This window comes from Frondihabitans sp. 762G35 (assembly GCF_002074055.1).
GTDB lineage: Bacteria > Actinomycetota > Actinomycetes > Actinomycetales > Microbacteriaceae > Frondihabitans.
In genome coordinates, this window is sequence record NZ_CP014619.1 from 2574281 (window position 1) to 2595649 (window position 21369).

Here is a 21369-nt window from a genome sequence, read left to right on the forward strand (position 1 = left end):
GTGGTGGTGGGGTGCAGGATGCCCGGGGCGATGCCCCTCGCGTCAGCGCGCGAACAGCTCGGCGAGCCGGGCGAGGTCGTCCTCGTCGGAGAACTCGCCGCCGCCCTCGTGCCCGTTGTACGGCCAGACGCGGATGCTCTTCTCGCCCGCGTAGGCGTTGAACGCGCCGAACACGGTGGACGGCGGGCACACCGAATCCATCAGGGCCGTCGTGAACCACGCCGGGGCGGTGGCGCGTCGCGCGAAGTTGACCCCGTCGAAGTACGCCAGGGTCTCGTGCACTCTGTCCGCCTTGCCCCGGTGGACGGCGAGGTAGCGGCCGATCTCCTTGTAGGGGTCGCTGTCGGTGATGACCGTGGCGCGCGGGAAATCGCAGAGGAACGGCACCCGGGGGAAGACCCCGGCGAGCCCCTCGACGAGACCGGCCACGGCCAGCGAGATGCCGCCGCCCTGGCTTCCCCCGAGTACGGCGATGCGGCCTCCGTCGACGACGTCGAGCGAGCGCGCGAGGTCGACGGCGCGCACGGCGTCAGTGAACACGCGGCGGTAGTAGTAGGTGTCGCGGTCGTCGATGCCGCGGGTCATGAAGCCGGGGCCCTGGGGGCCGCTGCCGGCAGGATCCGGAGTGTCGCCACCGCCCCAGACCGAGCCCTGGCCGCGGGTGTCGACGAGCAGGTGGGCGTAGCCGGCCGAGGCCCAGAGGAGGTCGCTGATCGCTCGGCCTCGCCCGCCGCCGTAGCCCTGGTACTGGACGACCGTCGGCAGCGGTCCGGTGGCCCCGTGCGGGACCCGGAGCCAGGCGCGGACCCGGTCGCCGCGGTAGCCGGAGAACGTCACGTCGTGGACGTCGATCGTGGTGAGGCCGGTGTCGACGAGGACGATCTCGGGGTCGAGGTCGAATCCCCGGCTCTCGTCGAGGGTGGTCCGCCAGAACGAGTCGAAGTCGGCGGGATCGGTCTGCGAGCTCCGGTACGCACGGAGATCTTCTTCGGCCAGGTCGACGAACATGGTCCGAGCTTAGGAGCTAGCGGCCCGCACCGCCCGCGCGTCGCCGCGCCTGGGCCCACCCGGATCCGGCCCCCATGTGCTCGATGCCCGAGAGGTGGTCGAAGACGATGTTGGTCTGGGTCGACGCGACCGAGGTGTCCATGCTGAGCTGCTGCGCCACGAAGTCGCGGAGCTGCGCCGTCGACGAGCACGCGACGTGGATGAAGAAGTCGTCGGCCCCGCCGAGGAAGAAGACGTTGAGCACGTTCGGCAGTGTGATGACGCGCTGCGCGTAGGTCTCGATCTCGCCACGGGCCTGCGCCCGCAGGCGGACCGCGACGATCGCCTCGACCGAGAGCCCGAGGGCGGCCCAGTCGGGATGCGCGTGGTACGACCGGATGACCCGCGACTCCTGCAGGGCCCGGACTCGGACGAGGCAGGTCGACGGGGCGAGGCCGACCCGGTCGGCGAGCTCCTTGTTGCTGAGGCGGGCGTTGCGCGTCAGCTCCCAGACGATGCGCTCGTCGACGTCGTCGAGGGTGATCTCCACTGGTGCTCCCGGGGTCGAAGGACGTTCGACGGGCGCGCCTCCCTTAGGAGTCGACTCGAACGACGATGGTGATTTTCGGCCTCGTGCCGAATTCTCTTCGGATTTTACCCGTCGGAGACACATTCCCAGCACGATAGGGCTCATTCGACGTCGATTCGTCGAGACCAGTCCAGCAGCGAAGACGAGGAGAGCCGCCGTGATCGTCGGGGTACCGAAAGAGACCAAGAACCACGAGAACCGGGTCGGACTGACGCCGTCCGGCGTCTTCGAGCTCACCCGCCGCGGACACACCGTCCGCGTCGAGCGCGGTGCCGGCCTCGGGGCGGCCGTGCCCGACGAAGAGTATGTCCGGGCAGGAGCCGAGCTCGTCGACGTCGAGGCGGCCTGGGGCGCCGAGATGGTCGTCAAGGTCAAGGAGCCGGTCGCCTCGGAGTACCGCCACCTTCGACCCGGCCTCACCCTCTTCACCTATCTCCACCTCGCGGCCGACCGCGCGCTGACCGAGGCGCTCGTCGCCTCCGGCACCACGTCGATCGCCTACGAGACGGTCCAGCTCGCGGACGGCTCGCTGCCGCTCCTCGCTCCGATGAGCGAGGTCGCCGGGCGCATGTCCGTCATGGTGGGCAGCTACCACCTGATGGGCGCTCACGGCGGTCGAGGCGTCCTGCTCGGAGGCGTCCCCGGGGTGCGCCCCGCGAAGGTGACCATCATCGGTGCGGGCCAGGCCGGCACGAACGCTCTCGGGCAGGCCTACGCCTCGGGCGCCGACGTGACGATCCTCGACCTGTCGATCCCGCGGCTCCGGCACCTCGACGAGGTCTACGGCGGCAAGGTCAAGACCGTGGTCTCGAACGCCTTCGAGATCGAGCGGAGCGTGCTCGAGGCCGACCTGGTCATCGGCGCGGTGCTCCTGCCCGGCAAGAAGGCCCCGAAGCTCGTCTCTCACGACCTCGTCTCGCGGATGAAGCCGGGCTCCGTGCTGGTCGACATCGCGATCGACCAGGGCGGCTGCTTCGAGGACAGCCGGCCGACGACGCACGACGACCCCACCTACCCGGTCGAGCGGTCGACGTTCTACTGCGTGGCGAACATGCCGGGCGGCTTCGCGTCGACGTCGACGCTGGCGCTCACCAACGCGACGCTCCCCTACGTGGTCGAGCTGGCCGACCGCGGCTGGCAGGAGGCGGTCCGACGGACGCCGGCGCTCCTCCCCGCCGTTTCGAGCGTCGCGGGTCGCCTGACCCACGCAGGCACGGCGGAGGCGTTCCCGGACATCCCGTTCGCCCCGGCGCCCCTCCTGCCCTAGCCCCCTCACCCCTCCCCCACCCGCTAAACCCTCGCGCTCGGCTGCCGCACCCCGCCTAGGACCACCGCGACAGCCGAACACGAGGGTGCGACGTGGGGCTGCCAGACAACGGCGACCGACTGCCAGGGCGCCCCGCGGAGCCGCGGCTCCTGCCAGACTCGCGCCATGACCGCACGCCTCGTCGACCTCAGCCACCGGATCCGCGCCGGGCTCGTCACCTACCCGGGACTGCCCGCCCCCGTCATCACGCCGCACCTGACGCGCGAGGACTCCCGCGAGCGCTACGCCCCCGGCACCGAGTTCGCGATGGACGTCATCACGATGATCGGCAATACGGGCACCTACCTCGACAGCCCCTTCCACCGGTACGCGGACGGCGGCGATCTCGCCTCGCTGCCGCTCGAGGTGCTCGTCGGCCTGCCTGCGGAGGTGTTCAGCCTCACGGGTCTCTCGGAGCGGGGCATCCCCGCGTCGGCGCTGTCCGGGCGATCGCTCGAGGGCACGGCCGTCCTCCTGCACACCGGCTGGGACGCCCGGTTCGGGCAGGAGTCCTACGCGCACGGGGCGCCGTTCCTCACCGAGGAGGGCGTCCGCTTCCTGGTCGACGCCGGAGTCGCCCTGGTCGGGATCGACTCGCTCAACATCGACGACACCGAATCGGGCGGGGCCCGGCCGGCGCACTCGCTCCTGCTCGCCGCCGGGATCCCGGTGGTCGAGCACCTGACGCGGCTCGGAGACGTTCCCGCCTCGGGGGCGCGGTTCACCGCGGTTCCGCCCGCCGTCGAGGGGTTCGGCACCTTCCCCGTCCGCGCCTTCGCCGAGCTCCCCGGGGCTCCCGCCCCCACCCGCGCCGCCCCCGCGCCACCCTCGCGGCCCGCTAGACCCTCGCGCTCGGCTCCTGCACCCCACCTAGGACCACCGCGGCAGCCGAACACGCGGGTGCAGCGGACCGCCTGACGCAAAGAACGTGCGCCGTCACGCGCATTCTTTGCGTCTTCACACCGCCGAAACCTCCCGAGACGAAAGGATCGCTACTTTAGGCCTGACGGAATCCTCACGGAATCCTCACGCCGCCCGACCCGGGCGACGCTCCCCGCGACGACCTGATCGGAGGCTGCCATGTCCGACATCACCCAGACGAAGACCATCATCGGCGAACCCGAGGTCGTCGAGGACGTCGCGTCCTCGCCCGAGTGGCTCGACCTGAAGTCCGCGGCCGTCGAGCTGCAGGGGCTCCAGGCCCAGGACGGCAGGATCCCGGAGCCGGCCGACCACGCGCGCGCCGGCGAGCTGACGGCCCGGCTGGCCGCGAGCATCCTGCGGTTCCGCGCGGTGTTCCCGCACGACGCCGACTACCTGACCGCTCTGGCCCGGGACTTCGACCGCTGGGCCGCCGAGGGCTTCGGTGTGCCGGACTTCCTCGACTCGCTCACGGCCTTCCAGCCGCAGCGCGACCGCGTGGACGGGCTCGGCCACCTCGTCGTCTTCCCGATGTACACCCAGAACGGCAGCACCTCGCGACTCGTCGAGGCCGTCCTCGTCGAGGTCATCTGGCCGGAGTTCATCGCCGAGCTCGAGGCCGGGCCCTACTCGAACGCGCTCTTCGTGCCCATCCGCTTCGTGGACTTCACGCCCGGCTACGACACGAACTCGGCGGTGCTCTTCCCGGAGTCCGTGGCCATGCGGGCCGTCCCGACGTTCACCTGGGGCGCGATCTTCGCCGACCGCGAGGCCGCCCGGTTCCGGCGGGTGCTCCGCGCGGCCGCGGGCATCACGAAGCTCGACCTGCCGAGCGGCGCCGAGCGCCTCCTCGACGACCAGCGCCTGGCCGAGGAGACGTTCGTCCTCTGGGACCTCATCCACGACCGCACCCACATGCGCGGCGACCTCCCCTTCGACCCGTTCATGATCAAGCAGCGGATGCCGTTCTTCCTGTACAGCCTGGAGGAGCTGCGCTGCGACCTCACGGCCTACCGGGAGGCCGTCCGCCTGACCCGAGACGTCGAGACGGACGACGTCACCCGCGAGCGCGCGCAGCTCGTGCAGTACGCGGTGCTCTTCGATCGCATCTTCCGCTTCGCGATCACGGGCTCGCGCGTGCGCAACTACGACGGGCTCGGCGGGCAGCTCCTCTTCGCCTGGCTGCACCAGCACCACGTGCTCCACTGGACCGACACCTCCCTCGCGATCGACTGGGACGAGGTGCCCGACGTCGTGATCGCGCTGGGCCACGAGATCGACGACCTCTACTGGCGCTCGATCGACCGGCCCAAGGTCGCGCACTGGCTCGCCGCCTACGACCTCGTGTCGTCGACCCTCACGCCGCACCCCGCCTCGCGCTGGGCGGCTCGCGACCTGCCGCTCGCCGGGCCGCCGAAGGGCTACACCGACGCCGTCCTCGACGACGAGTTCCCGCTCTCGATGTTCTACGAGGCTCTCGCGAAGAAGATGGCGGCCGTGATCGAGTCGACGGCCGGCATCACCGGGACGACGCCCGACGTCGTCGACGCCCGCTGATGGGCGGCCCGCAGGAGCAGGCGCGATGAGCCGCGTGGTCGTCGTCACCGGCGCCACCGGTGTCGCGGGCCGTGCGGTCTGCACGGCACTCCGCGGCACGGGGGCGACGGTGGTCGCCGTCGGCACCGACGCCGGACGACTCGCCGGGGTCGACGCGGACGTGCGGCTCGTGGCCGACCTGGGCGACGCCGACGCGACCCGGGCGCTGGCCGAGACGGTCACGACGAACGTCGGACCCGTCGATTCGCTCGTCCACCTCGTGGGCGGCTGGCGCGGCGGCCGCGACGACGACGACTTCGCCTGGTTGGAGCGGCAGGTCCTCACGACCCTGCGGAACGCCTCCCGGGCGTTCCACGACGACCTGACGTCGTCGGCCTCCGGGCGCCTCGTCATCGTCAGCGCGGTCGCCGCCGGGAAGCCCACCTGGAGCAACGCGAACTACGCCACCCTCAAGGCCGCGGCGGAGACCTGGGTCTCGGCCGTCGCCTCCTCCTGGCGGAAGGCCGGTCGGGCGGCGGCCGTCTCCCTGGTCGTCTCGTCCATCGGCGAGGGCGGCACCGATCCGGCCCGCATCGCGGACGCCGTGCTGGAGGTCGAGCGGGGCGACCCGGCGACGCTCAACGGCGCGCGGATCGACCTGGTGGCTCCTGCCGCCGACATTCCCCCGGCGACACCTGGAAGACTGGACCCATGACACGTCTGCACGACCCCTCCTGGCGCGGTTTCGCCTCCGACAACTACGCCGGCACCCACCCCGAGATCCTCGAGGCGCTGGCCGAGGCCAACGGCGGCCACCAGGTCGCCTACGGCGAGGACGCCTACACGGCCCGCCTCCAGGAGGTGATGAGGGTGCACTTCGGCGATCAGGCCGAGGCGTTCCCCGTCTTCAACGGCACGGGCGCCAACGTGACGGCCCTCACAGCGATGCTGCCGCGGTGGGGCGCCGTCGTCGCGACGTCGACCGCGCACATCCACACCGACGAGAACGGTGCTCCGGAGCGGATCAGCGGGCTGAAGCTCCTGACGGTGCCCACCGACGACGGCAAGCTCACCCCCGACCTCATCGACGTGGAGGCCTGGGGGTGGGGCGACGAGCACCGGGCCCAGCCGCTCGCGGTGAGCATCACGCAGAGCACCGAGCTCGGCACCGTCTACACGGTCGACGAGGTCCGCGCCATCGCCGACCACGTGCACGCGAAGGGCATGACCCTCCACATGGACGGTGCCCGGATCGCCAACGCGGCCGCCTCGCTCGGCGTGCCCCTCCGCGACTTCACCACCGACGCCGGCGTCGACGTCCTGAGCTTCGGCGGCACGAAGAACGGGCTCCTCTACGGCGAGGCCGTGGTCGCCCTCACCCCGTCCGCCGTCGACGGCCTCGTCTTCCTGCGCAAGCTCAACATGCAGCTCGCCTCCAAGATGCGCTTCGTGTCCGCGCAGCTCATCGCGCTGCTCGAGGGCGACCTCTGGCTGCGCTCGGCGTCGCACGCCAACGCGATGGCCGCGCGCCTCCGCTCGCGCCTCGAGGAGGCGTCGCTCGACGGGCTCCGCTTCGGCTATCCGACCGACGCCAACGCCGTGTTCGGCATCATCGAGAACGACGTCGCCGACCGGATCCGGGAGCGCGTGCGCTTCTACGACTGGGATCGCGCCGCCGGATCGGTCCGCTGGATGGCCGCGTTCGACACGACCGAAGCCGATGTCGACCGCTTCGTGGAGGTCATCCGGGAGGAGCTCGCGCGGTGACCCCCGAGGAGCGTGCCCGAGCCCGGGAGGCGGATCGGCGTGCCGCGTGGCGGCGACGCCCCGTCGAGCCCGACACGGTCCTCTATGAGTCGTTCAACGGCAACGGCGCGCTCTGCAACCCGGAGGCGATCTTCCGCGGGCTCGTCGCCGACCCGCGATTCGCCCGCCTGACGCACGTCTGGTCGCTCTCCGACGAGAACGACAACACCGCGTTCCGCGACGAGTGGAGCGGCGACCGGCGGGTCCGCTTCGTCGAGCCGCTCTCGCCCGAGTACGACCGAGCCCTCCACACGGCGAAGTGGTTGATCAGCAACGCCACATTCGACCGCCAGTTCACGAAGCGCCCCGACCAGGTCCTCGTGAACACCTGGCACGGCACCCCGCTCAAGAAGATGGGCTTCGACATCGGCGACCCCGCTTCGCGCGTCGCCAACGTGCTGCGGAACTTCCTCCAGGCCGACGTCCTCCTCTCCCCCAATCCGTTCACCACCGACACGCTCTTCCTCGACGCGCACCGGCTCCACGGGCTCTTCGAGGGCAGGATCCTCGAGACCGGCTACCCGAGGATCGACCGCCAGCTCGGCGGCCCCGAGGTCGGGGCACGGGCCCGGGCGCTCCTCGCCGCGCGCGGGCTCGACGCGGGCGACCGGCGGATCGTGCTCTGGGCGCCGACCTGGAAGGGCACCTCGTTCGCGAAGCCGGAGGACGACGCCGAGAGCCTCTTCGCGGCCACCCGCGACCTGCAGCGGCTCCTCGATCCGGAGCGCCACCTCGTCCTCCTCAAGACCCATCAGGTCGTCCACCGGTTCGCCCTCGCGGCGAGCGGGCCGGCCGACGACGTCCGCTCGTTCCTCGTGCCGAACGACATTCCCGCCAACGTCGTCCTCGCGGCCTCCGACGCCCTCGTCACCGACTACTCGTCGATCTTCGTCGACTACCTCTCGCTCGACCGACCGATCGTGTTCTTCGCGCCCGACATCGACGACTACGCCGGCTATCGCGGCCTCTACCTCGAGCCGGGCGTGTGGCCCGGGCCTGTGACCCGCGACGTCGAGGCGACGGCTCGGGAGATCCTGCGACTCGGGGAGACCGACGACCTCGGCGACGCCTTCCGCGCGTTCCGCGCGCGCATGGCACCCCTCGACGACGGTCGGGCGACCGAGCGGGTGATCGAGGCCGTCTTCGCCGGTGGCGAGGCGGGGGCCGGCGACGGGGCCGGCCGGATCGGCGAGGTGCCGCGCGATCGGACGCCGCGCCCGCGCCTCCTGCTGGCAGTGCCCGCCGCCGCGACGCCCGAGCGCTTCGAGGAGGCGATGGCCCTGGCCAACGCCCTCGACCTCGACGCCCTCGACGTGTCGGTCGTCCTCTCCGATTCCCAGCGCCGCGCCTACCGGAGCGCGCAGGCGGGCTTCGACCGGCGCATCCGGCAGTTCGTGCGCCAGGGCGAGCTCGAGCGGCCGCGAGCCGCGCGGTTCGTCGAACGCCTCGACGCCCGACTCCGACGCACGAGCGACCACCGCGCGTCGGGGCCGCTCCGGCGGATGTGGGACCACGAGTGGCGTCGCGTCGTCGGGGGCGCCCGGTTCGACCTCGTCGTCGACCTGGTCGGCACGGAGCCGTTCTGGCTGACGCTGCTCCTCCACTCCGGCACGCGGACGGCCGTGTGGTGCCCGGCCGACGACTCCACGGCGCCGTCGACGCCGAAGCGCGTCCTCGCCCGAGCGCTGAGGGAGCAGACCGACGTTCGCTTCCCGGCCAGCCCCGCGCTCGATACGGCCCGCGCCCTGGAACGCGTCGGTATCCTTTCCTAGCCCTGCCGTTTCGGGGCGGAAGTGGGACGACCGGCAATGAACCTCAAGAGACTCGTGACGATCCCGCGACGCGCGGCGCGCTACGAGGTGCTGGCCTTCTGGCGGTCCCGACCCATCCGTCGCGACACCGTCTTCTACGAGGCCTTCGCAGGATCCGGCGTGCTCGACAACCCGGAGGCGATCTTCCGCGAGCTCCTCGCGGCCGGCGACCTGGCGCACCTGCGGCACGTCTGGGTCGTGAACGACCCCGACCCCGAGCATCCTGCGCGGGTCGAATTCCGGGGCGACGACCGGGTGACCTTCGTGCGCCGCGGCACCGTGGAGTACTACCGGGCCCTCGCGACGAGCGGCTACCTCGTCAACAACGCCACCTTCCCGCCCGAGTTCGGCAAGCGCCCGGGCCAGGTCTACCTCAACACGTGGCACGGCACTCCCCTCAAGACCATGGGCTACGACATGCCGAACGGCGGGCTCGAGGCGGGTAACACGCTCCGGAACTTCGTGTCGGCCGACTTCCTCCTGTCGCAGAACTCCTTCATGACCGAGCAGATGTACGGGCGGGCCTACAAGCTCGACGGGCATTTCCGCGGCGCCATCGTCGAGGAGGGCTACCCGCGGGTCGACCGCCAGAGCGTGTCGGCTCGCGAGCGCGCCGACGTCGTGAGGCGGCTGGAGGCGCGGGGGGCGACGATCGGCGACCGCTCGATCGTCCTCTACGCGCCCACCTGGAAGGGAACGACGTTCAACGACCCGAGCGACGACGTCGAGGCCCTCGGCCGGGACGTCGCCCGGCTGCAGCACCTCGTCGGGCCGGAGCACGTGGTCCTGCTGAAGACGCACCAGATCGTCGAGCGGTTCAGCCGCGACGATCCGGCGCTCCGCTCGGTCCTCGTGCCCAACGACCTCCCGACGAACGTCGTCCTCGGCCTGGCGGGGTCGCTCGTCACCGACTACTCGTCGATCTTCTTCGACTTCCTCGCGACCGGTCGGCCGATCGCCTTCTACACGCCCGACAAAGACGACTACGCCGCGAACCGCGGCACCTACTTCGGCGACGACGACCTCCCCGGCGTCGTCAGCGGCGACCTCGACGTGATCGCCCGGGCCCTCGTCGCGCCCGGCGAACTGCCCGACGCCGAGCGGCACGCGGCCGTCCGGGACGCCTGGCAGAAGCGCTTCGCCTCCGACGCGATCGACGACAGCTCGCGCCGCGTCGTCGACATCGTGTTCCGGGCGAAGCGCGAGGGCTACCGCGTCCTCGACCTGTCGCGGTCGGAGCGCACGAGCATCCTGATCCACCTGGGCGCCCTCTGGTCGAACGGGATCACGTCGTCCGCGCTCAACCTGCTGGAGGCGATCCCGAGCGACCGGTTCGACGTGTCCGTGGTCTTCAACCGCACCCGCTCCGAGCAGCTCCGGGTGAATCAGGCCCGGATCGCCCCGACCGTGCGGCAGTTCCCCCGCGACGGCGGCATGAACGGCAGCAAGGTCCTGACCCTCCGGCGTCGCCTCCACGACCGGCGCGGGCGAGCGGTCGCCCACCGTGAGAGCGCGCTGCAGGAGCAGCTCTGGGACGACGAGTGGACTCGCGTCTTCGGCGACTCGACCTTCGACCACGTGATCGACTTCAGCGGCTACAGCCCCTTCTGGGCCACCCTCCTCCTGCACGCCCCCGGCGCGCGCACCGCCATGTGGCTGCACAACGACCTGGTCAGCGAGGTCAACCGGGTCGTGAACGGCAAGCGCCGGATGCGCTTCTCGATGCCGGCGGTCTTCGCCCACTACGACCAGTACGACTCCCTCGTCGCGGTGTCCAGGAGCCTCGCGGAGATCAACCGCCGCCGCCTCGTCGAGTACACCGGTCGGCCGCTGGAGGTGGGCTACGCCCGCAACCTCCTCGATCCCGCCCGCGACGCGGAACGCGCCGCCGTCGACCTGCTCGACGTTCCCTTCCCCGTCACCGCCGCCGACCGCGAGGAGGGTCTCGACCGGCCACCGGTCGTCCCCGCGTGGGCACGGGAGCTCGCCGACAAGGGCGACTCGATCTGGTTCGTGACGGTCGGGCGCTTCTCCGAGGAGAAGAACCAGGCTCGCCTCCTGCGCGCGTTCGCCCGCGTGCACGCCGAGGACGCCCGCACGCGGCTGCTCCTGATCGGCCACGGCGCCCTCCGCAGCGAGCTGGAGGCGCAGGTCGACGAGCTGGGGCTCGCCGACGTCGCGCACGTCGTCGGCCCGCTCGAGAACCCGCTCCCGGCGGTCCGAGCCTCCGACTGCTTCGTGCTGTCCAGCCTCTACGAGGGGCAGCCGATGGTGCTCCTGGAGGCCGCGGCGCTCGATCTGCCGATCGTGTCGGTCGAGTTCGAGTCGGTGCGCGACGCGCTCCCCGCGGGCAGCATCCACGTCGTCGCGCAGGAGGACGACGCCCTCGCCGACGGGATGCGCGCCTTCCTCCGCGGCGAGGTGCCGCCCGCGCACCTCGACGAGGCCGCGTACAACGTCGAGGCGCTCGGAGAGTTCTTCCGGGCCACCGGCATCGCCGCCCCCTCCCCGGCCGCGGGGGAGTCCGACCGGTGACCGTCCGCCGCATCGCGCCCCTCGTCGGCGCCTTCGCCACGATCCTGTCGATGGTGGGCTCCTGGATCCCGTCGCTCTGGGGAGACGAGGCCGCCAGCGTCATGTCGGCGCAGCGCTCGATCCCGAGCCTGCTGACGATGCTCACGCACGTCGACGCCGTCCACGGCTCCTACTACCTCGGCCTCCACGCCTGGATCGACCTCTACGGAGCCTCCCCGTTCGTGGTGCGGATCCCGCCGGCGATCGCCGTGGGCGTCGCGGTCGCCGGGGTCGTGATGCTCGTGGGCGAGCTCGCGACGACGCGCCTGGCCGTCATCGCGGGGCTCGTGACGAGCATCCTGCCCCGCGTCACCTACATGGGCGAGGAGACCCGGGCGTACGCGTTCAGCGCCGCGTTCGTCGTCTGGGCGACCTGGCTGCTCGTGCGGCTGCTGCGTGCCGAGAGGCCCGGGCGGCGCTGGTGGATCGCCTACGCCGCGGTGTTCCTCCTGGGTGTCTACAGCTTCCTCTACGTCGGCCTCTTCGTCGTCGTGCACGGCGTCGTCGTCCTGACGACGCGGCGAGACGGACGGTTCGTCCGGCGCTGGGCGGCCGCCATCGTCGCCGTCGTCGTGCTGGCGTCGCCGCTCCTCGTCCTCGGCTATCTGGAGCGGGCGCAGATCGCCTTCCTCGAGCAGCAGGACAACATCACGTTCCAGTCGATGACCGTGGGCCTCTGGTTCGGCAACGCCTGGTTCGCCGCCCTGGCGTGGCTGCTCATCGTGGTGGCGGTGGTCGCCGCGGTCGTCCGCGTGCGCCGCGACGGGTGGCCCCGACGCGAGGAGCGTCCGTCGCTGACGTTCGTCGCCCTCCTGTGGCTGCTCGTGCCGGCCGTGATCCTCGTCGTCGCCTCGCTCGTGAAGGCGTCGTTCACCAGCCGCTACATGTCGTACTCGGCTCCGGCCGCGGGCATCCTGATGGCGATCGGCATCGAGACGCTGGCGCGGGCCGGCTGGCGCAGGATGCTCGGCGCGGTCGTCCTCGTCGCGGCCGCCGTCGCCCCCATCTACGTCTCGCAGCGCACCCCCTACTCGAAGAACGAGAGCGACTGGGCGGTCATCAGCTCGACGGTCGCCGCTCACGCGAAGCCGGGAGACGCCATCGTCTTCGACGACGACGCGCGGCCCTCGCGACGCCCCCGGCTCGCGCTCCACACCTATCCGGCCGGATTCGCGGGGCTGGACGACGTCACCCTGAAGACGCCGTTCACGCGCTCGGACACCTGGTACGACCGCACCTACTCGGTGGAGACGGCGCTCGCGCAGGGGAAGTTCGACGGCCACGACCGCGTCTTCGTCGTCGAGTACGTCCGCGGCGGCACCGTCGACACCTACGGCCTCGCCGACCTGAAGGCGGCCGGCTACGCCGTGCGCGCGACCTATCCGACCCACAGCAGCCGCATCCTGGAGCTGGTCCGCTCGGGGTCCTGACGCCGCGGGCTCCCGCCGCCCGCGTCCGCGCCCCGCTCAGGCGGGGAGGACGACGACCTTGCCGGCGACCGACCCCGCCGCAGCCTCCGCGTGAAGCGCCGGCAGCTCGCCGAGCGGGATGCGGCGCGAGACCTCGACGATGAGGGCACCGCTGTCGACGAGGGACACGATCTCGGCGAGGCGGGCGCGATTCGGGCGGACGAAGACGGTCGACGCGCTCACGCCGCGGGCCTCGTCGCCGGGGGTCGCCATGTAGGCCGTCGTGCTGACGACCCGGCCGCCGTCGCGGACGAGCACCACGAGGGCGGCGAAGCGCTCCGCCTCGAGCGGCGCGAGGTTCAGCAGGACGTCGACCGGGGCGGTCACGGCCGTCAGCAGGTCGGACCGGGTGTGGTCGACGATCTCGTCGGCACCGGCGGTCCGCACGGCCTCGAGGCTGCGCGGGCTCGCGGTCGCGACGACATGGGCACCCACCCGCTTCGCCAGCTGGATCGCGTACTTGCCGACGACGCCACCCGCTCCGACGACGAGGACCGTCTGACCCGCCTCGAGCCGGCCCTCGTCGAAGAGCGCCTGCCACGCCGTCAGCGCGACCGAGGGCAACGCCGCGGCGTCGGCCAGCGGAACGCTCGTCGGGGTCGCGACCACGGCCTCGGCCGGAACGACCACGTAGTCCGCCGCTCCCCCGTCGCGATCCATCGGCAGGAAGCCGACGACCCGGTCGCCCACGGAGAGACCCTCGACCGCTTCGCCGAGAGCGTCCACGGTGCCCGAGACGTCGTAGCCGGGGACGTGCGGCAGCACCACCGGGATCGGCAGGAGCCCCTGGCGCATCCCGTTGTCGGCGGCATTGAAGGCCGAGGCTGCCACGCGGAGCCGCACCTGGCCCGCGGACGGCGTCGGCACGTCGATCTCCTCGATCCGGAGCACCTCGGGACCGCCGACCTCGTGGTACCGCACTGCCTTCATGATGTTTCCCTTCGTCAAGAGCTTCGAATTCGAAGCAACTGACGCAACCGTAGCACTGCTTTGAATTCGAAGCAACGCTAGGATGGATCCATGACGGATGCGCCGACACCCCTGTCCTCGAAGCAGCTCGAGGCCTACTTCGCGCTCACCGAGGTCAGCAGCCTCCTGCGTCACTCCGTCGAGAAGCAGCTCCGCGACGACGGCGGGCTCAGCTACGTCCAGTTCCACGTCCTCGCACGCCTGGGTGATGACCCCGATGGACGGCAGCGCATGACCGACCTCGCCGATGGTGTGGTCTACAGCCGCAGCGGGCTGACGTACCAGGCGCAGGTGCTCGACGAGCGCGGCCTCGTCACCCGCGCGCCCTCCCCGGACGACGAACGGAGCACGATCGTCACGATCACCGATGCCGGCCGCGCCGTCCTCGCGACCGTCTTCCCCGGTCACGTCGAGGTCGTTCGGAGCCACCTGTTCGCGGCTCTGTCGGACGACGACGTCGACGATCTCGTGCGCATCCTCGGCCGGGCGGCGGGTCGCCTCCGCGCCGCTCCGCCGCGCTCGGCCGCAGGCCGTCGGCGAGTCTGACGCCCGCAGGAGTCGCGGGCCGAGCCGCCCCTACAGCTTCACCGTCACGAGGAACGCCCGCCCGACCCCGGCGATGAGCTCGCCCGTCCACGGCACCTCGAGGTGCCCGTCGTCGTGTTCGTCGAATCCGCGCAACGCAGCGCCCCCGGGGACGCGGGCGATAGGGAGCGACGACCCGTCGTCGAACACGGCGGCGAGGTCGGTGACTCTTCCGCGAGCGCGCGTCTCGACAGGCGTCTCGTGGAACGCCTCCAGGAGCCGTATCCGCCCGTCCGAATCCTGCCACCGGGTGCACGGGAGGTCGACGAGCTGACTGAGCTCGATGGCGTCACCGCAGCACTGGTGCTCCCCGACGTCGATCTCGACGACGACCTTCACGACGCGCTCCCCTCGGATCCTGCTCGCTCCCGCGGCCCCGACGCGTCCCGGAGGGAACGCCCGCCACCATCTTGGCCGAATCTCAGATCGGGCACGCGACCCTCGGGGCATGACCCGCCTCTCCCCCGCGACCGCGCGCGCCGCCGTCGGAACCGTCAGCACCGTGCCCGAGGTCACCGCCCTGTTCTGGATCGTCAAGGTCCTCACGACCGGCACGGGCGAGACGACGAGCGACTTCCTCGTGACCCACGTCGATCCGGTGGCCGGTGTCGGCCTGGGCTTCGTCGGATTCGTCGTCGCCATGGTGCTCCAGTTCCGCGCCCGACGGTACGTCCCGGCGGTCTACTGGTTCGCGGTCGTGATGGTCAGCGTCTTCGGCACCATGTGCGCCGACGTCCTGCACGTCGTGATCGGCGTGCCCTACGTCGCGTCGGCCGTCGGGTTCGCGGTCGTCCTCGCCGCGGTCTTCCTCGTCTGGCGCCGCACGGAGGGCACGCTCGCGATCCACAGCATCACGACGAGGCGCCGCGAGGTCTTCTACTGGCTCACCGTCCTGTCGACGTTCGCCCTCGGGACCGCGGTCGGCGATCTGACGGCGACGAGCCTCCATCTCGGCTACCTGGCGTCGGGCCTCCTGTTCGCCGTCGTCATGGCGATTCCCGCGGCTCTCCACCGGGGCAGGATGCTCGGGCCGATCGCCGCCTTCTGGTTCGCGTACGTCGTCACGCGGCCCCTCGGCGCGTCGTTCGCCGACTGGATGGGCGTCTCGCACGCGCGCGGCGGTCTCGCGTGGGGCACGGGCCCGGTGAGCCTGGCGCTCCTCGCCGTCATCGTCGTGCTCGTCGCCGTCCTCGCTCGCCGGGAGCGCAGCGTTCCGGGGCCGTCCGCCGTAGAGTGAGAGCGGTCGTCGACAGCGGAGTCGACGGCGAGGGATGCGGCGCAGAGAGGCGACGACGACCATGGATCACGACACGAGACGTTTCATTCGCGAGGCGCGACGCGAGAGCCGCCTGCTCATCGAGCAGTGCTCGTGGATCGACGAGCCGGCTCCGGGAGCCGACGGATGCGAGAAGAGCTCCGAGGAGCCCGAGGCCTTCGACAACGAGGTCGAGGTGATCATGCGTTCCAGCATGGGCGGCAGCGCGAACCTCGCCTTCTTCATCCCCTTCCTCTGGCGCCACCGCCGCTGACGAGGACGGCTCCGCACGCACGAAAGGCCCCGGCCGAGACGCTCCACGGTGCGGTGGTGCGCCCGGCCGGGGCCCTCGGGGCCCGACTACGCCGGGAGCTGCAGGACCTGACCCGGGAAGATCAGGTTCGGGTCGCTGACGGTCGACGTGTTGGCGTCGGCCAGCTTCTCCCACCCACCCGAGACGCCGAGCTTGCCGGCGATGGTGGCGAGCGTGTCGCCCGAGGCGACGGTGTAGGTCTTGCCGCTCGTCGCGACGGGCGCGGCACGACGGGCCGTCGGGGCCGGGGCGGCCTGCTGCCGCGCGGGTGCGGCCTGCGGCGCGGGCGCCGCGGGGGCAGCGGGCGCAGGAGCAGCGGGCGCGGCTCCTGCGGTCCCGCTGAGTCCCAGCTTGGCCGAGCACGCCGGCCAGGCGCCCCAGCCCTGCGAGGCGAGGACGCGCTCGGCGACGCTGATCTGCGTCGCGCGGCTGGCGGCCGCAGGCGAGCCGGTCCCGCCGTTGGCGGCCCAGGTGCTCTGCGTGAACTGGAGGCCGCCGGAGAAACCGTTGCCGGTGTCGATGGCCCAGTTGCCGCCGCTCTCGCACTGGGCGAGGGCGTCCCAGGTGGAGGCGGGAGCAGCGTTGGCGGGTGCCGCCGCGAGGGTGAGCCCTCCGGCGGTCAGGGCGACGAGAGCGGCGCCTCCGAAGAGGGCGCGCGAACGGGTGAATGACTTCATTGCGATGAATGCTCCACGGGGTCGCCAAAGCGACCCGGAGACGGGTCGCGATACGGCTGCCCACCCCTGCCGATAGAGGTCAGGTCGGCGTCTGCAGGCTGGGCAGCCGGAGGCGATGTGCAGCGCCGTGCATGCTGGTCCGCCTTCTGGCGGACACCGTCGTCCCCTCGGGGAGCGACTCGACCACGGTAGACACGTCTCGGCCGAGCCGCAAATCGTGCCGCTGGCAATCGTCCCGACGCCGAGCTGCCAGGATTCTCTCAGCCGCCGACGGAACATCGTGACGCCCTCGACCGTTGGCCCTCCCATGACAACAATCGGAATCATCGGAGCAGGCTTCATCGGAACCGCCGTCGCGAAGGCGGCCATCGCGAGCGGCTACGACGTCGTGATCAGCAATTCGCGCGGACCGGAGACGCTCGCCGACCTCATCGAGGAGCTCGGCCCCAAGGCCACCGCCGCCACCGCCGCGGGAGCCGCCGACGCCGGCGAGTTCGCCGTCGTCACCGTGCCGCTCAAGGCCGTCGACGCCGTCCCCGTCGAGCCCCTCGCCGGCAAGATCGTGATCGACACCAACAACTACTACTTCGAGCGCGACGGCCACATCCAGGCCCTCGACGACGGCCAGGACACGACGTCGGAGATGCTCCAGCGCCACCTGCCCACGAGCCGCGTCGCCAAGGGCTTCAACCACATCATGGCCGCCCAGATCCTCACCGACGGCAAGCCCGCCGGCACCGAGGGTCGTCGCGCCCTCGCCACGTCGAGCGACTTCGACGACGCCGCCCAGCTCGTCACGAAGCTCTACGACGAGTTCGGCTTCGACACCGTCAACGTCGGCCCGCTCCGCGACAGCTGGCGCGTCGAGCGCGACCAGCCGGCCTACGTCGTCCCGCAGACGAAGCAGGAGCTGATCGACAACCTGGCGAAGGCCGTCCGGGCGACCCCCGCATCCTGACCCACCCCGCGCCCTGACGAGAGTCGGGGCGAGCCGCGGCCGACGAGAGCGCTACGCCTCGTCGGCCGCTGTCAGGCCGCGGGCCAGTTCGACCAGGAGGCTCGGCTTGTCGTCCCGGGGCACGATCACCTCGACGAACACCAGCCGCTCCGTGACCGAGGAGGCCAGCGCCAGGGCGCCGCGCAGCTCCGCGACGGTCCGGACGGTGACGGTCTCCGACGGCACGTTCGGCGCGAGCGTCGCCGGGATCGCGGTCCAGTTCCACGTCGCGATGTCCTGGTAGGGCGCGTCCGGGCTCTGGATGGCCCGCTCGACCGTGTAGCCCTCGTTGTTGACGAGGAACACGATCGGTGCGAGGCCGCGCTGCAGCACCGTCCCCAGCTCCTGGATCGTGAGCTGGGCCGACCCATCGCCGATGAAGAGCACGGCGCGCTTGTCCGGAGCCGCGATCGCCGCCCCGAGCATCGCCGGCAGCGTGAATCCGATCGACGACCACACCGGCTGGCCGAGCAGGTCGCTGCCGTCCGGCATCGAGAGCTCGAGCGCCCCGTAGAAGGGCGTGCCGGCCTCGGCGATGGCGAGCGTGTCGCGCGGGAGCCAGGCCTGGATCTCGGCCCAAAAGGCGTCCTGCGAGAGCGGGCTCAGCGGATCCTGCCCCTCGACGCGAGGGACGCCGGAGACGACCTCCGCGTTCGGCGCCGCCTCGAGGGCCAGTTCGCGGGCGACGCGCTCGACGGCCGCCAGCGAGTCGGCCATCGTGACGCCGTAGTAGCTCGCGCCGCGGATCCGGGCCGTCGTGAAGTCGAGGTCGATCGAGTCGTCCGGGTCGAAGCCGTGCGAGAAGAAGCCGGTCAGGAAGTCGCTCATGACGACCCCGGCGAGGACGAGCGGCGTCGCGCCGTCGACGGCCTCCCGTGTTCCCGGCGTCTTCGTCATGGCGCCGTTGTACATGCCGAGGCTGCTCCGGTGCGACTCGTCGATGATCGCGCGCGACCCGGCCTGCGAGGCGATGCGCACTCCCGAGACCTCCGCGAGCGAGCGGATCGACGACTCGAGGTTCTTGCGGTGGACCCGCGGGCCCGCGAGCACCGTCAGGTCGGTCGCCCCGGCCAGAGCGACCCGGAGATCGGCCTCGAACGCGGCCAGGGAGTCCGGGTCGCTCCGACGGGGCCGGAGCGGCGTCGCCAGGCTGCCGGCCGGGATCCGGGCGACCGCCACGTCGGCCGGGATCGACAGGTAGCCCGGCTTCGACGCCTCCAGCGCGGCGACGAGAACGCGGTCGATCTCCTGGCCGGCGTTCTGACGGCGGAGCGTCGCGGAGGCCGTGGTGACCTCGTCGTAGGCGCGCGAGAAGTGGCCGTAGTCGCCGTCGATGAGCGTGTGGTGGACCTTGGCGCCGGCGGCGGCGACCGCCGTGCGCGGTGCCCCGGTGATCTGGATGACCGGGACGTCCTCGGCGAACGAGCCCGCGACGCCGTTGATGGCGGAGAGCTCGCCGACGCCGTACGTCGTCACGAGCGCCCCAATCCGGCGCGAAATCCGGGCGAAGCCGTCGGCCGCGTAGGCCGCGTTCAGCTCGTTGGTCGACCCGACCCAGTGGAAGGTCGGAACGGTCAGCATCTCGTCGAGGAGGCTGAGGTTGTAGTCGCCCGGCAGGCCGAACACGTGGGTCGCGCCCAGCTGGCCGAGGCGGGTGGCGAGGTACTGGCCGACGGTGACCGTCGCGGGTGTCGTCGAGGGGGCAGTCATGCGGAAATGAGATCATCGACTCGGTCGCCTGCACAAGCGACCTGTCGTGCACTGTGCAGAATGATCAACGAATCCGCCCGCTCACACCCGGGAGTCACCAGAGTGACCGACTACGACCTGACCGACCAGCGGCTCCTGACCGCGCTCGACGACCACCCGCGGAGGCCGGTCGCGCTGCTCGCCGAGCGCCTCGCGATGGCCCGCGGCACCGTCCAGTCGCGCCTCGCCCGGCTCCGGGAGGACGGGCGGCTCCGGCTCCACTCGACGAGGATCCGGCCGGGGTCGCTGGGCTACGGCACGCGCGCCTTCGTCATGGCCTCGGTGGAGCAGAACTCCTTCGAGCGGTCGATGAGCGCCCTGGTCGATCTGCCCGAGGTGATCGAGTGCGTCGCCGTCTCCGGCGCGGAGGACATCGTCTGCCAGGTCATCGCGCGCGACAACGCCCACCTCTTCGAGGTGACGCAGCACATGATGCGGATCCCGGGGATCCTGCGGACTTCGACGTCCATCGTGCTCCAGGAGTACATCGAGCTGCGGATGGCGCAGCTGCTGGCGCGCGACGAGCCGCGGCGGCCCTGAGCGTCGAGGGCACGACGAACACGATTCGTCCAGGTGGACCGTGGAATTCTGAGATCCAGAATGTTTCATACGAAACGATGAAAGGATCCCCATGCATTCCAGAACCCTCGTCCTCCGTGGCTCCGTCACCGCCTGTGTCGGTCTCGCGGCACTCCTCGGATCGGGGACGGCGGCATCCGCCGCCCCGACCCCGACCGTGAGCACGATGGGGTCGCCGTCCACGGTCGCCCCCGTCGACTCCCTGCACATCGCCCCCGACGGCAGGCTCGCCGGTCGCGGTCTCACCGGCGCCCTCGTCACGGTCACCGATCGCGACGGCCTCAGCGCCACCGCCTCGGTCGGGGCGAGCGGCTTCTGGTTCGTCCCCGTCGAGGATCTCCGTCCCACCCTGAGCGTCTCGCAGTCCGTCGACGGCCGCGACTCCCAAGCGGTGACCTGGGGCGATGCCGACGGCTCGGTCGTCGCTCCCGTGACGGACCTCCACATCGCGCCCGACGGCCGACTCGGTGGTCGCGGGACCCAGGGCGCCGTCGTGCGAGTGACCGACGCGACCGGCACATCCCGGTCCGCTGCCGTCTCCAGCGGGTTCTGGTTCGTCGCGGTGAGCGACCTGCGGCCGGGCTTCAGCGTCATCCAGTCGAAGAACGGACAGACGTCGGAGCCGGTGACCTTCGGCGGATCGGAAAGAGCCGGCTCTCCCGTCACGTCGGCGGCGTCCGCCTTCACGGTGACCTCCGGCGACCACTACGTCCCCGGAGAGAGCCCGACGATCACGGGGACGGGCACGCCCGGGGAGTCGGTCCTCGTCTCGATCGCGGGCCGACCTCTCTTCCTCAACACCACCGTGAGCACGGCGGGCACCTGGTCCGTGACCAGCCCGACCGCGTTCACCAGCGGGAACTACGTCGGCAACGTCGCCATCCAGGAGGGCGACCGCCGGAGAGTGAGCTTCGACCTCCTGCGAGGTGCCGATCCGGTCTACGCCGAGCCCGCAGCCCTGAGCGTGACGTCGCCCACGCACCTCGTAGCAGGATCACGCCCGGTCTTCACGGGAACGGGTACGGCCGGTGACAGCGTGACGGTGGCGGTACCCGGCCTCCCCGAGTACCTGACCACCACGGTCGGCACCGACGGACGATGGGCTGTCGAGTCCGCACGCGCGTATCCGCGCGGGTCGTTCACCGTGCTCGCCACTCAGAACGGCGATCGCCAGAGAGTCGAGACGAGCCTCACCGTCCGGTGACGCCGGGTCGTGCCGGGTGGGAAGACCTCCCGGCACGGCACC

The 21369-nt window shown here is 71.5% G+C and carries 20 protein-coding genes; 14 read left to right on the top strand and 6 right to left on the bottom strand.

The features are described 5' to 3' along the window. Positions 1 to 42: 42 nt before the first annotated feature. A complete protein-coding gene (locus AS850_RS12160) occupies positions 43 to 1008 on the bottom strand; it encodes an acetylxylan esterase (protein ID WP_119869368.1) in 966 nt (321 codons plus the stop codon). A gap of 16 nt (positions 1009 to 1024) precedes the next feature. Beyond that, entirely contained in the window at positions 1025 to 1537 is a 513-nt protein-coding gene (locus AS850_RS12165) for an Lrp/AsnC family transcriptional regulator (RefSeq protein WP_236940705.1), read from the bottom strand. Positions 1538 to 1733: 196 nt separating this feature from the next. Here AS850_RS12165 and ald point away from each other — a divergent pair, with 196 nt between their 5' ends. From ald to AS850_RS12205, 8 genes are all read left to right on the top strand, one after another. Beyond that, positions 1734 to 2843: an alanine dehydrogenase gene (gene ald / locus AS850_RS12170; RefSeq protein ID WP_119869370.1), complete on the top strand. Its 1110-nt coding sequence runs from the start codon at positions 1734 to 1736 to the stop codon at positions 2841 to 2843. A gap of 165 nt (positions 2844 to 3008) precedes the next feature. Beyond that, positions 3009 to 3800: a cyclase family protein gene (locus AS850_RS12175; RefSeq protein WP_119869371.1), complete on the top strand. Its 792-nt coding sequence runs from the start codon at positions 3009 to 3011 to the stop codon at positions 3798 to 3800. Between the two features lie 162 nt (positions 3801 to 3962). Then, positions 3963 to 5360, top strand: coding sequence for a DUF6421 family protein (locus AS850_RS12180; protein ID WP_119869372.1), 1398 nt, complete (start codon positions 3963 to 3965; stop codon positions 5358 to 5360). A 25-nt stretch (positions 5361 to 5385) separates the two neighbouring features. Continuing rightward, positions 5386 to 6054, top strand: a complete 669-nt coding sequence (locus AS850_RS12185; protein WP_119869373.1) for an SDR family NAD(P)-dependent oxidoreductase — start codon at positions 5386 to 5388, stop codon at positions 6052 to 6054. Continuing rightward, complete coding sequence (locus AS850_RS12190) at positions 6051 to 7106, top strand: threonine aldolase family protein (protein WP_119869374.1); 1056 nt, start codon at positions 6051 to 6053, stop codon at positions 7104 to 7106. Before AS850_RS12185 ends, AS850_RS12190 begins: the two co-directional genes overlap by 4 nt. After that, on the top strand, positions 7103 to 8917 hold the full coding sequence (locus AS850_RS12195) for a CDP-glycerol glycerophosphotransferase family protein (protein ID WP_164088446.1): 1815 nt from the start codon (positions 7103 to 7105) through the stop codon (positions 8915 to 8917). Before AS850_RS12190 ends, AS850_RS12195 begins: the two co-directional genes overlap by 4 nt. A gap of 36 nt (positions 8918 to 8953) precedes the next feature. Then, complete coding sequence (locus AS850_RS12200) at positions 8954 to 11491, top strand: glycosyltransferase (protein ID WP_119869375.1); 2538 nt, start codon at positions 8954 to 8956, stop codon at positions 11489 to 11491. After that, positions 11488 to 12960: a glycosyltransferase family 39 protein gene (locus tag AS850_RS12205; RefSeq protein WP_119869376.1), complete on the top strand. Its 1473-nt coding sequence runs from the start codon at positions 11488 to 11490 to the stop codon at positions 12958 to 12960. Before AS850_RS12200 ends, AS850_RS12205 begins: the two co-directional genes overlap by 4 nt. 36 nt (positions 12961 to 12996) lie before the next feature. On the opposite strand, the gene AS850_RS12210 is transcribed toward AS850_RS12205, so the two are convergent. After that, positions 12997 to 13929, bottom strand: a complete 933-nt coding sequence (locus AS850_RS12210) for an NADP-dependent oxidoreductase (protein WP_119869377.1) — start codon at positions 13927 to 13929, stop codon at positions 12997 to 12999. Positions 13930 to 14019: 90 nt separating this feature from the next. Here AS850_RS12210 and AS850_RS12215 point away from each other — a divergent pair, with 90 nt between their 5' ends. Next, a complete protein-coding gene (locus AS850_RS12215; RefSeq protein WP_119869378.1) occupies positions 14020 to 14514 on the top strand; it encodes a MarR family winged helix-turn-helix transcriptional regulator in 495 nt (164 codons plus the stop codon). Positions 14515 to 14544: 30 nt separating this feature from the next. Here the strand turns inward: AS850_RS12215 and AS850_RS12220 are convergent, their stop codons facing one another. Then, positions 14545 to 14892, bottom strand: coding sequence for a hypothetical protein (locus AS850_RS12220; RefSeq protein ID WP_119869379.1), 348 nt, complete (start codon positions 14890 to 14892; stop codon positions 14545 to 14547). Between the two features lie 109 nt (positions 14893 to 15001). Between AS850_RS12220 and AS850_RS12225 the strand changes: the two genes are divergently transcribed. Then, entirely contained in the window at positions 15002 to 15790 is a 789-nt protein-coding gene (locus AS850_RS12225; RefSeq protein ID WP_119869380.1) for a COG4705 family protein, read from the top strand. Positions 15791 to 15851: 61 nt separating this feature from the next. After that, the gene (locus AS850_RS12230) at positions 15852 to 16082 is read left to right on the top strand and encodes a hypothetical protein (protein ID WP_123955506.1); all 231 of its coding nucleotides are present in this window, start codon (positions 15852 to 15854) and stop codon (positions 16080 to 16082) included. Between the two features lie 86 nt (positions 16083 to 16168). Here the strand turns inward: AS850_RS12230 and AS850_RS12235 are convergent, their stop codons facing one another. Continuing rightward, positions 16169 to 16798, bottom strand: coding sequence for a LysM peptidoglycan-binding domain-containing protein (locus AS850_RS12235; RefSeq protein WP_119869382.1), 630 nt, complete (start codon positions 16796 to 16798; stop codon positions 16169 to 16171). 307 nt (positions 16799 to 17105) lie between these two features. Here AS850_RS12235 and AS850_RS12240 point away from each other — a divergent pair, with 307 nt between their 5' ends. Continuing rightward, on the top strand, positions 17106 to 17756 hold the full coding sequence (locus AS850_RS12240) for an NADPH-dependent F420 reductase (RefSeq protein WP_119869383.1): 651 nt from the start codon (positions 17106 to 17108) through the stop codon (positions 17754 to 17756). Positions 17757 to 17807: 51 nt separating this feature from the next. On the opposite strand, the gene AS850_RS12245 is transcribed toward AS850_RS12240, so the two are convergent. Beyond that, positions 17808 to 19505 carry an alpha-keto acid decarboxylase family protein gene (locus AS850_RS12245; protein ID WP_119869384.1) on the bottom strand — a complete coding sequence of 566 codons (1698 nt, stop codon included), beginning with the start codon at positions 19503 to 19505 and terminating at the stop codon, positions 17808 to 17810. A gap of 102 nt (positions 19506 to 19607) precedes the next feature. On the opposite strand from AS850_RS12245, the gene AS850_RS12250 reads away from it, so the two are divergent. Beyond that, on the top strand, positions 19608 to 20084 hold the full coding sequence (locus AS850_RS12250; RefSeq protein ID WP_216819742.1) for an Lrp/AsnC family transcriptional regulator: 477 nt from the start codon (positions 19608 to 19610) through the stop codon (positions 20082 to 20084). A 91-nt stretch (positions 20085 to 20175) separates the two neighbouring features. After that, entirely contained in the window at positions 20176 to 21327 is a 1152-nt protein-coding gene (locus tag AS850_RS12255; protein WP_119869386.1) for a hypothetical protein, read from the top strand. Positions 21328 to 21369: the final 42 nt, after the last annotated feature.

Excerpts from the sequence above, each read along its gene's own strand:
- AS850_RS12230 (WP_123955506.1), top strand. The coding sequence starts at position 15,852 with ATGGATCACGACACGAGACGTTTCATTCGCGAGGCGCGACGCGAGAGC.
- AS850_RS12175 (WP_119869371.1), top strand. The coding sequence starts at position 3,009 with ATGACCGCACGCCTCGTCGACCTCAGCCACCGGATCCGCGCCGGGCTC.
- AS850_RS12185 (WP_119869373.1), top strand. The coding sequence starts at position 5,386 with ATGAGCCGCGTGGTCGTCGTCACCGGCGCCACCGGTGTCGCGGGCCGT.
- AS850_RS12160 (WP_119869368.1), bottom strand. The coding sequence starts at position 1,008 with ATGTTCGTCGACCTGGCCGAAGAAGATCTCCGTGCGTACCGGAGCTCG.
- AS850_RS12215 (WP_119869378.1), top strand. The coding sequence starts at position 14,020 with ATGACGGATGCGCCGACACCCCTGTCCTCGAAGCAGCTCGAGGCCTAC.
- AS850_RS12200 (WP_119869375.1), top strand. The coding sequence starts at position 8,954 with ATGAACCTCAAGAGACTCGTGACGATCCCGCGACGCGCGGCGCGCTAC.
- AS850_RS12255 (WP_119869386.1), top strand. The coding sequence starts at position 20,176 with ATGCATTCCAGAACCCTCGTCCTCCGTGGCTCCGTCACCGCCTGTGTC.
- AS850_RS12180 (WP_119869372.1), top strand. The coding sequence starts at position 3,963 with ATGTCCGACATCACCCAGACGAAGACCATCATCGGCGAACCCGAGGTC.
- AS850_RS12235 (WP_119869382.1), bottom strand. The coding sequence starts at position 16,798 with ATGAAGTCATTCACCCGTTCGCGCGCCCTCTTCGGAGGCGCCGCTCTC.
- AS850_RS12240 (WP_119869383.1), top strand. The coding sequence starts at position 17,106 with ATGACAACAATCGGAATCATCGGAGCAGGCTTCATCGGAACCGCCGTC.
- AS850_RS12210 (WP_119869377.1), bottom strand. The coding sequence starts at position 13,929 with ATGAAGGCAGTGCGGTACCACGAGGTCGGCGGTCCCGAGGTGCTCCGG.
- AS850_RS12245 (WP_119869384.1), bottom strand. The coding sequence starts at position 19,505 with ATGACTGCCCCCTCGACGACACCCGCGACGGTCACCGTCGGCCAGTAC.
- AS850_RS12190 (WP_119869374.1), top strand. The coding sequence starts at position 6,051 with ATGACACGTCTGCACGACCCCTCCTGGCGCGGTTTCGCCTCCGACAAC.
- AS850_RS12225 (WP_119869380.1), top strand. The coding sequence starts at position 15,002 with ATGACCCGCCTCTCCCCCGCGACCGCGCGCGCCGCCGTCGGAACCGTC.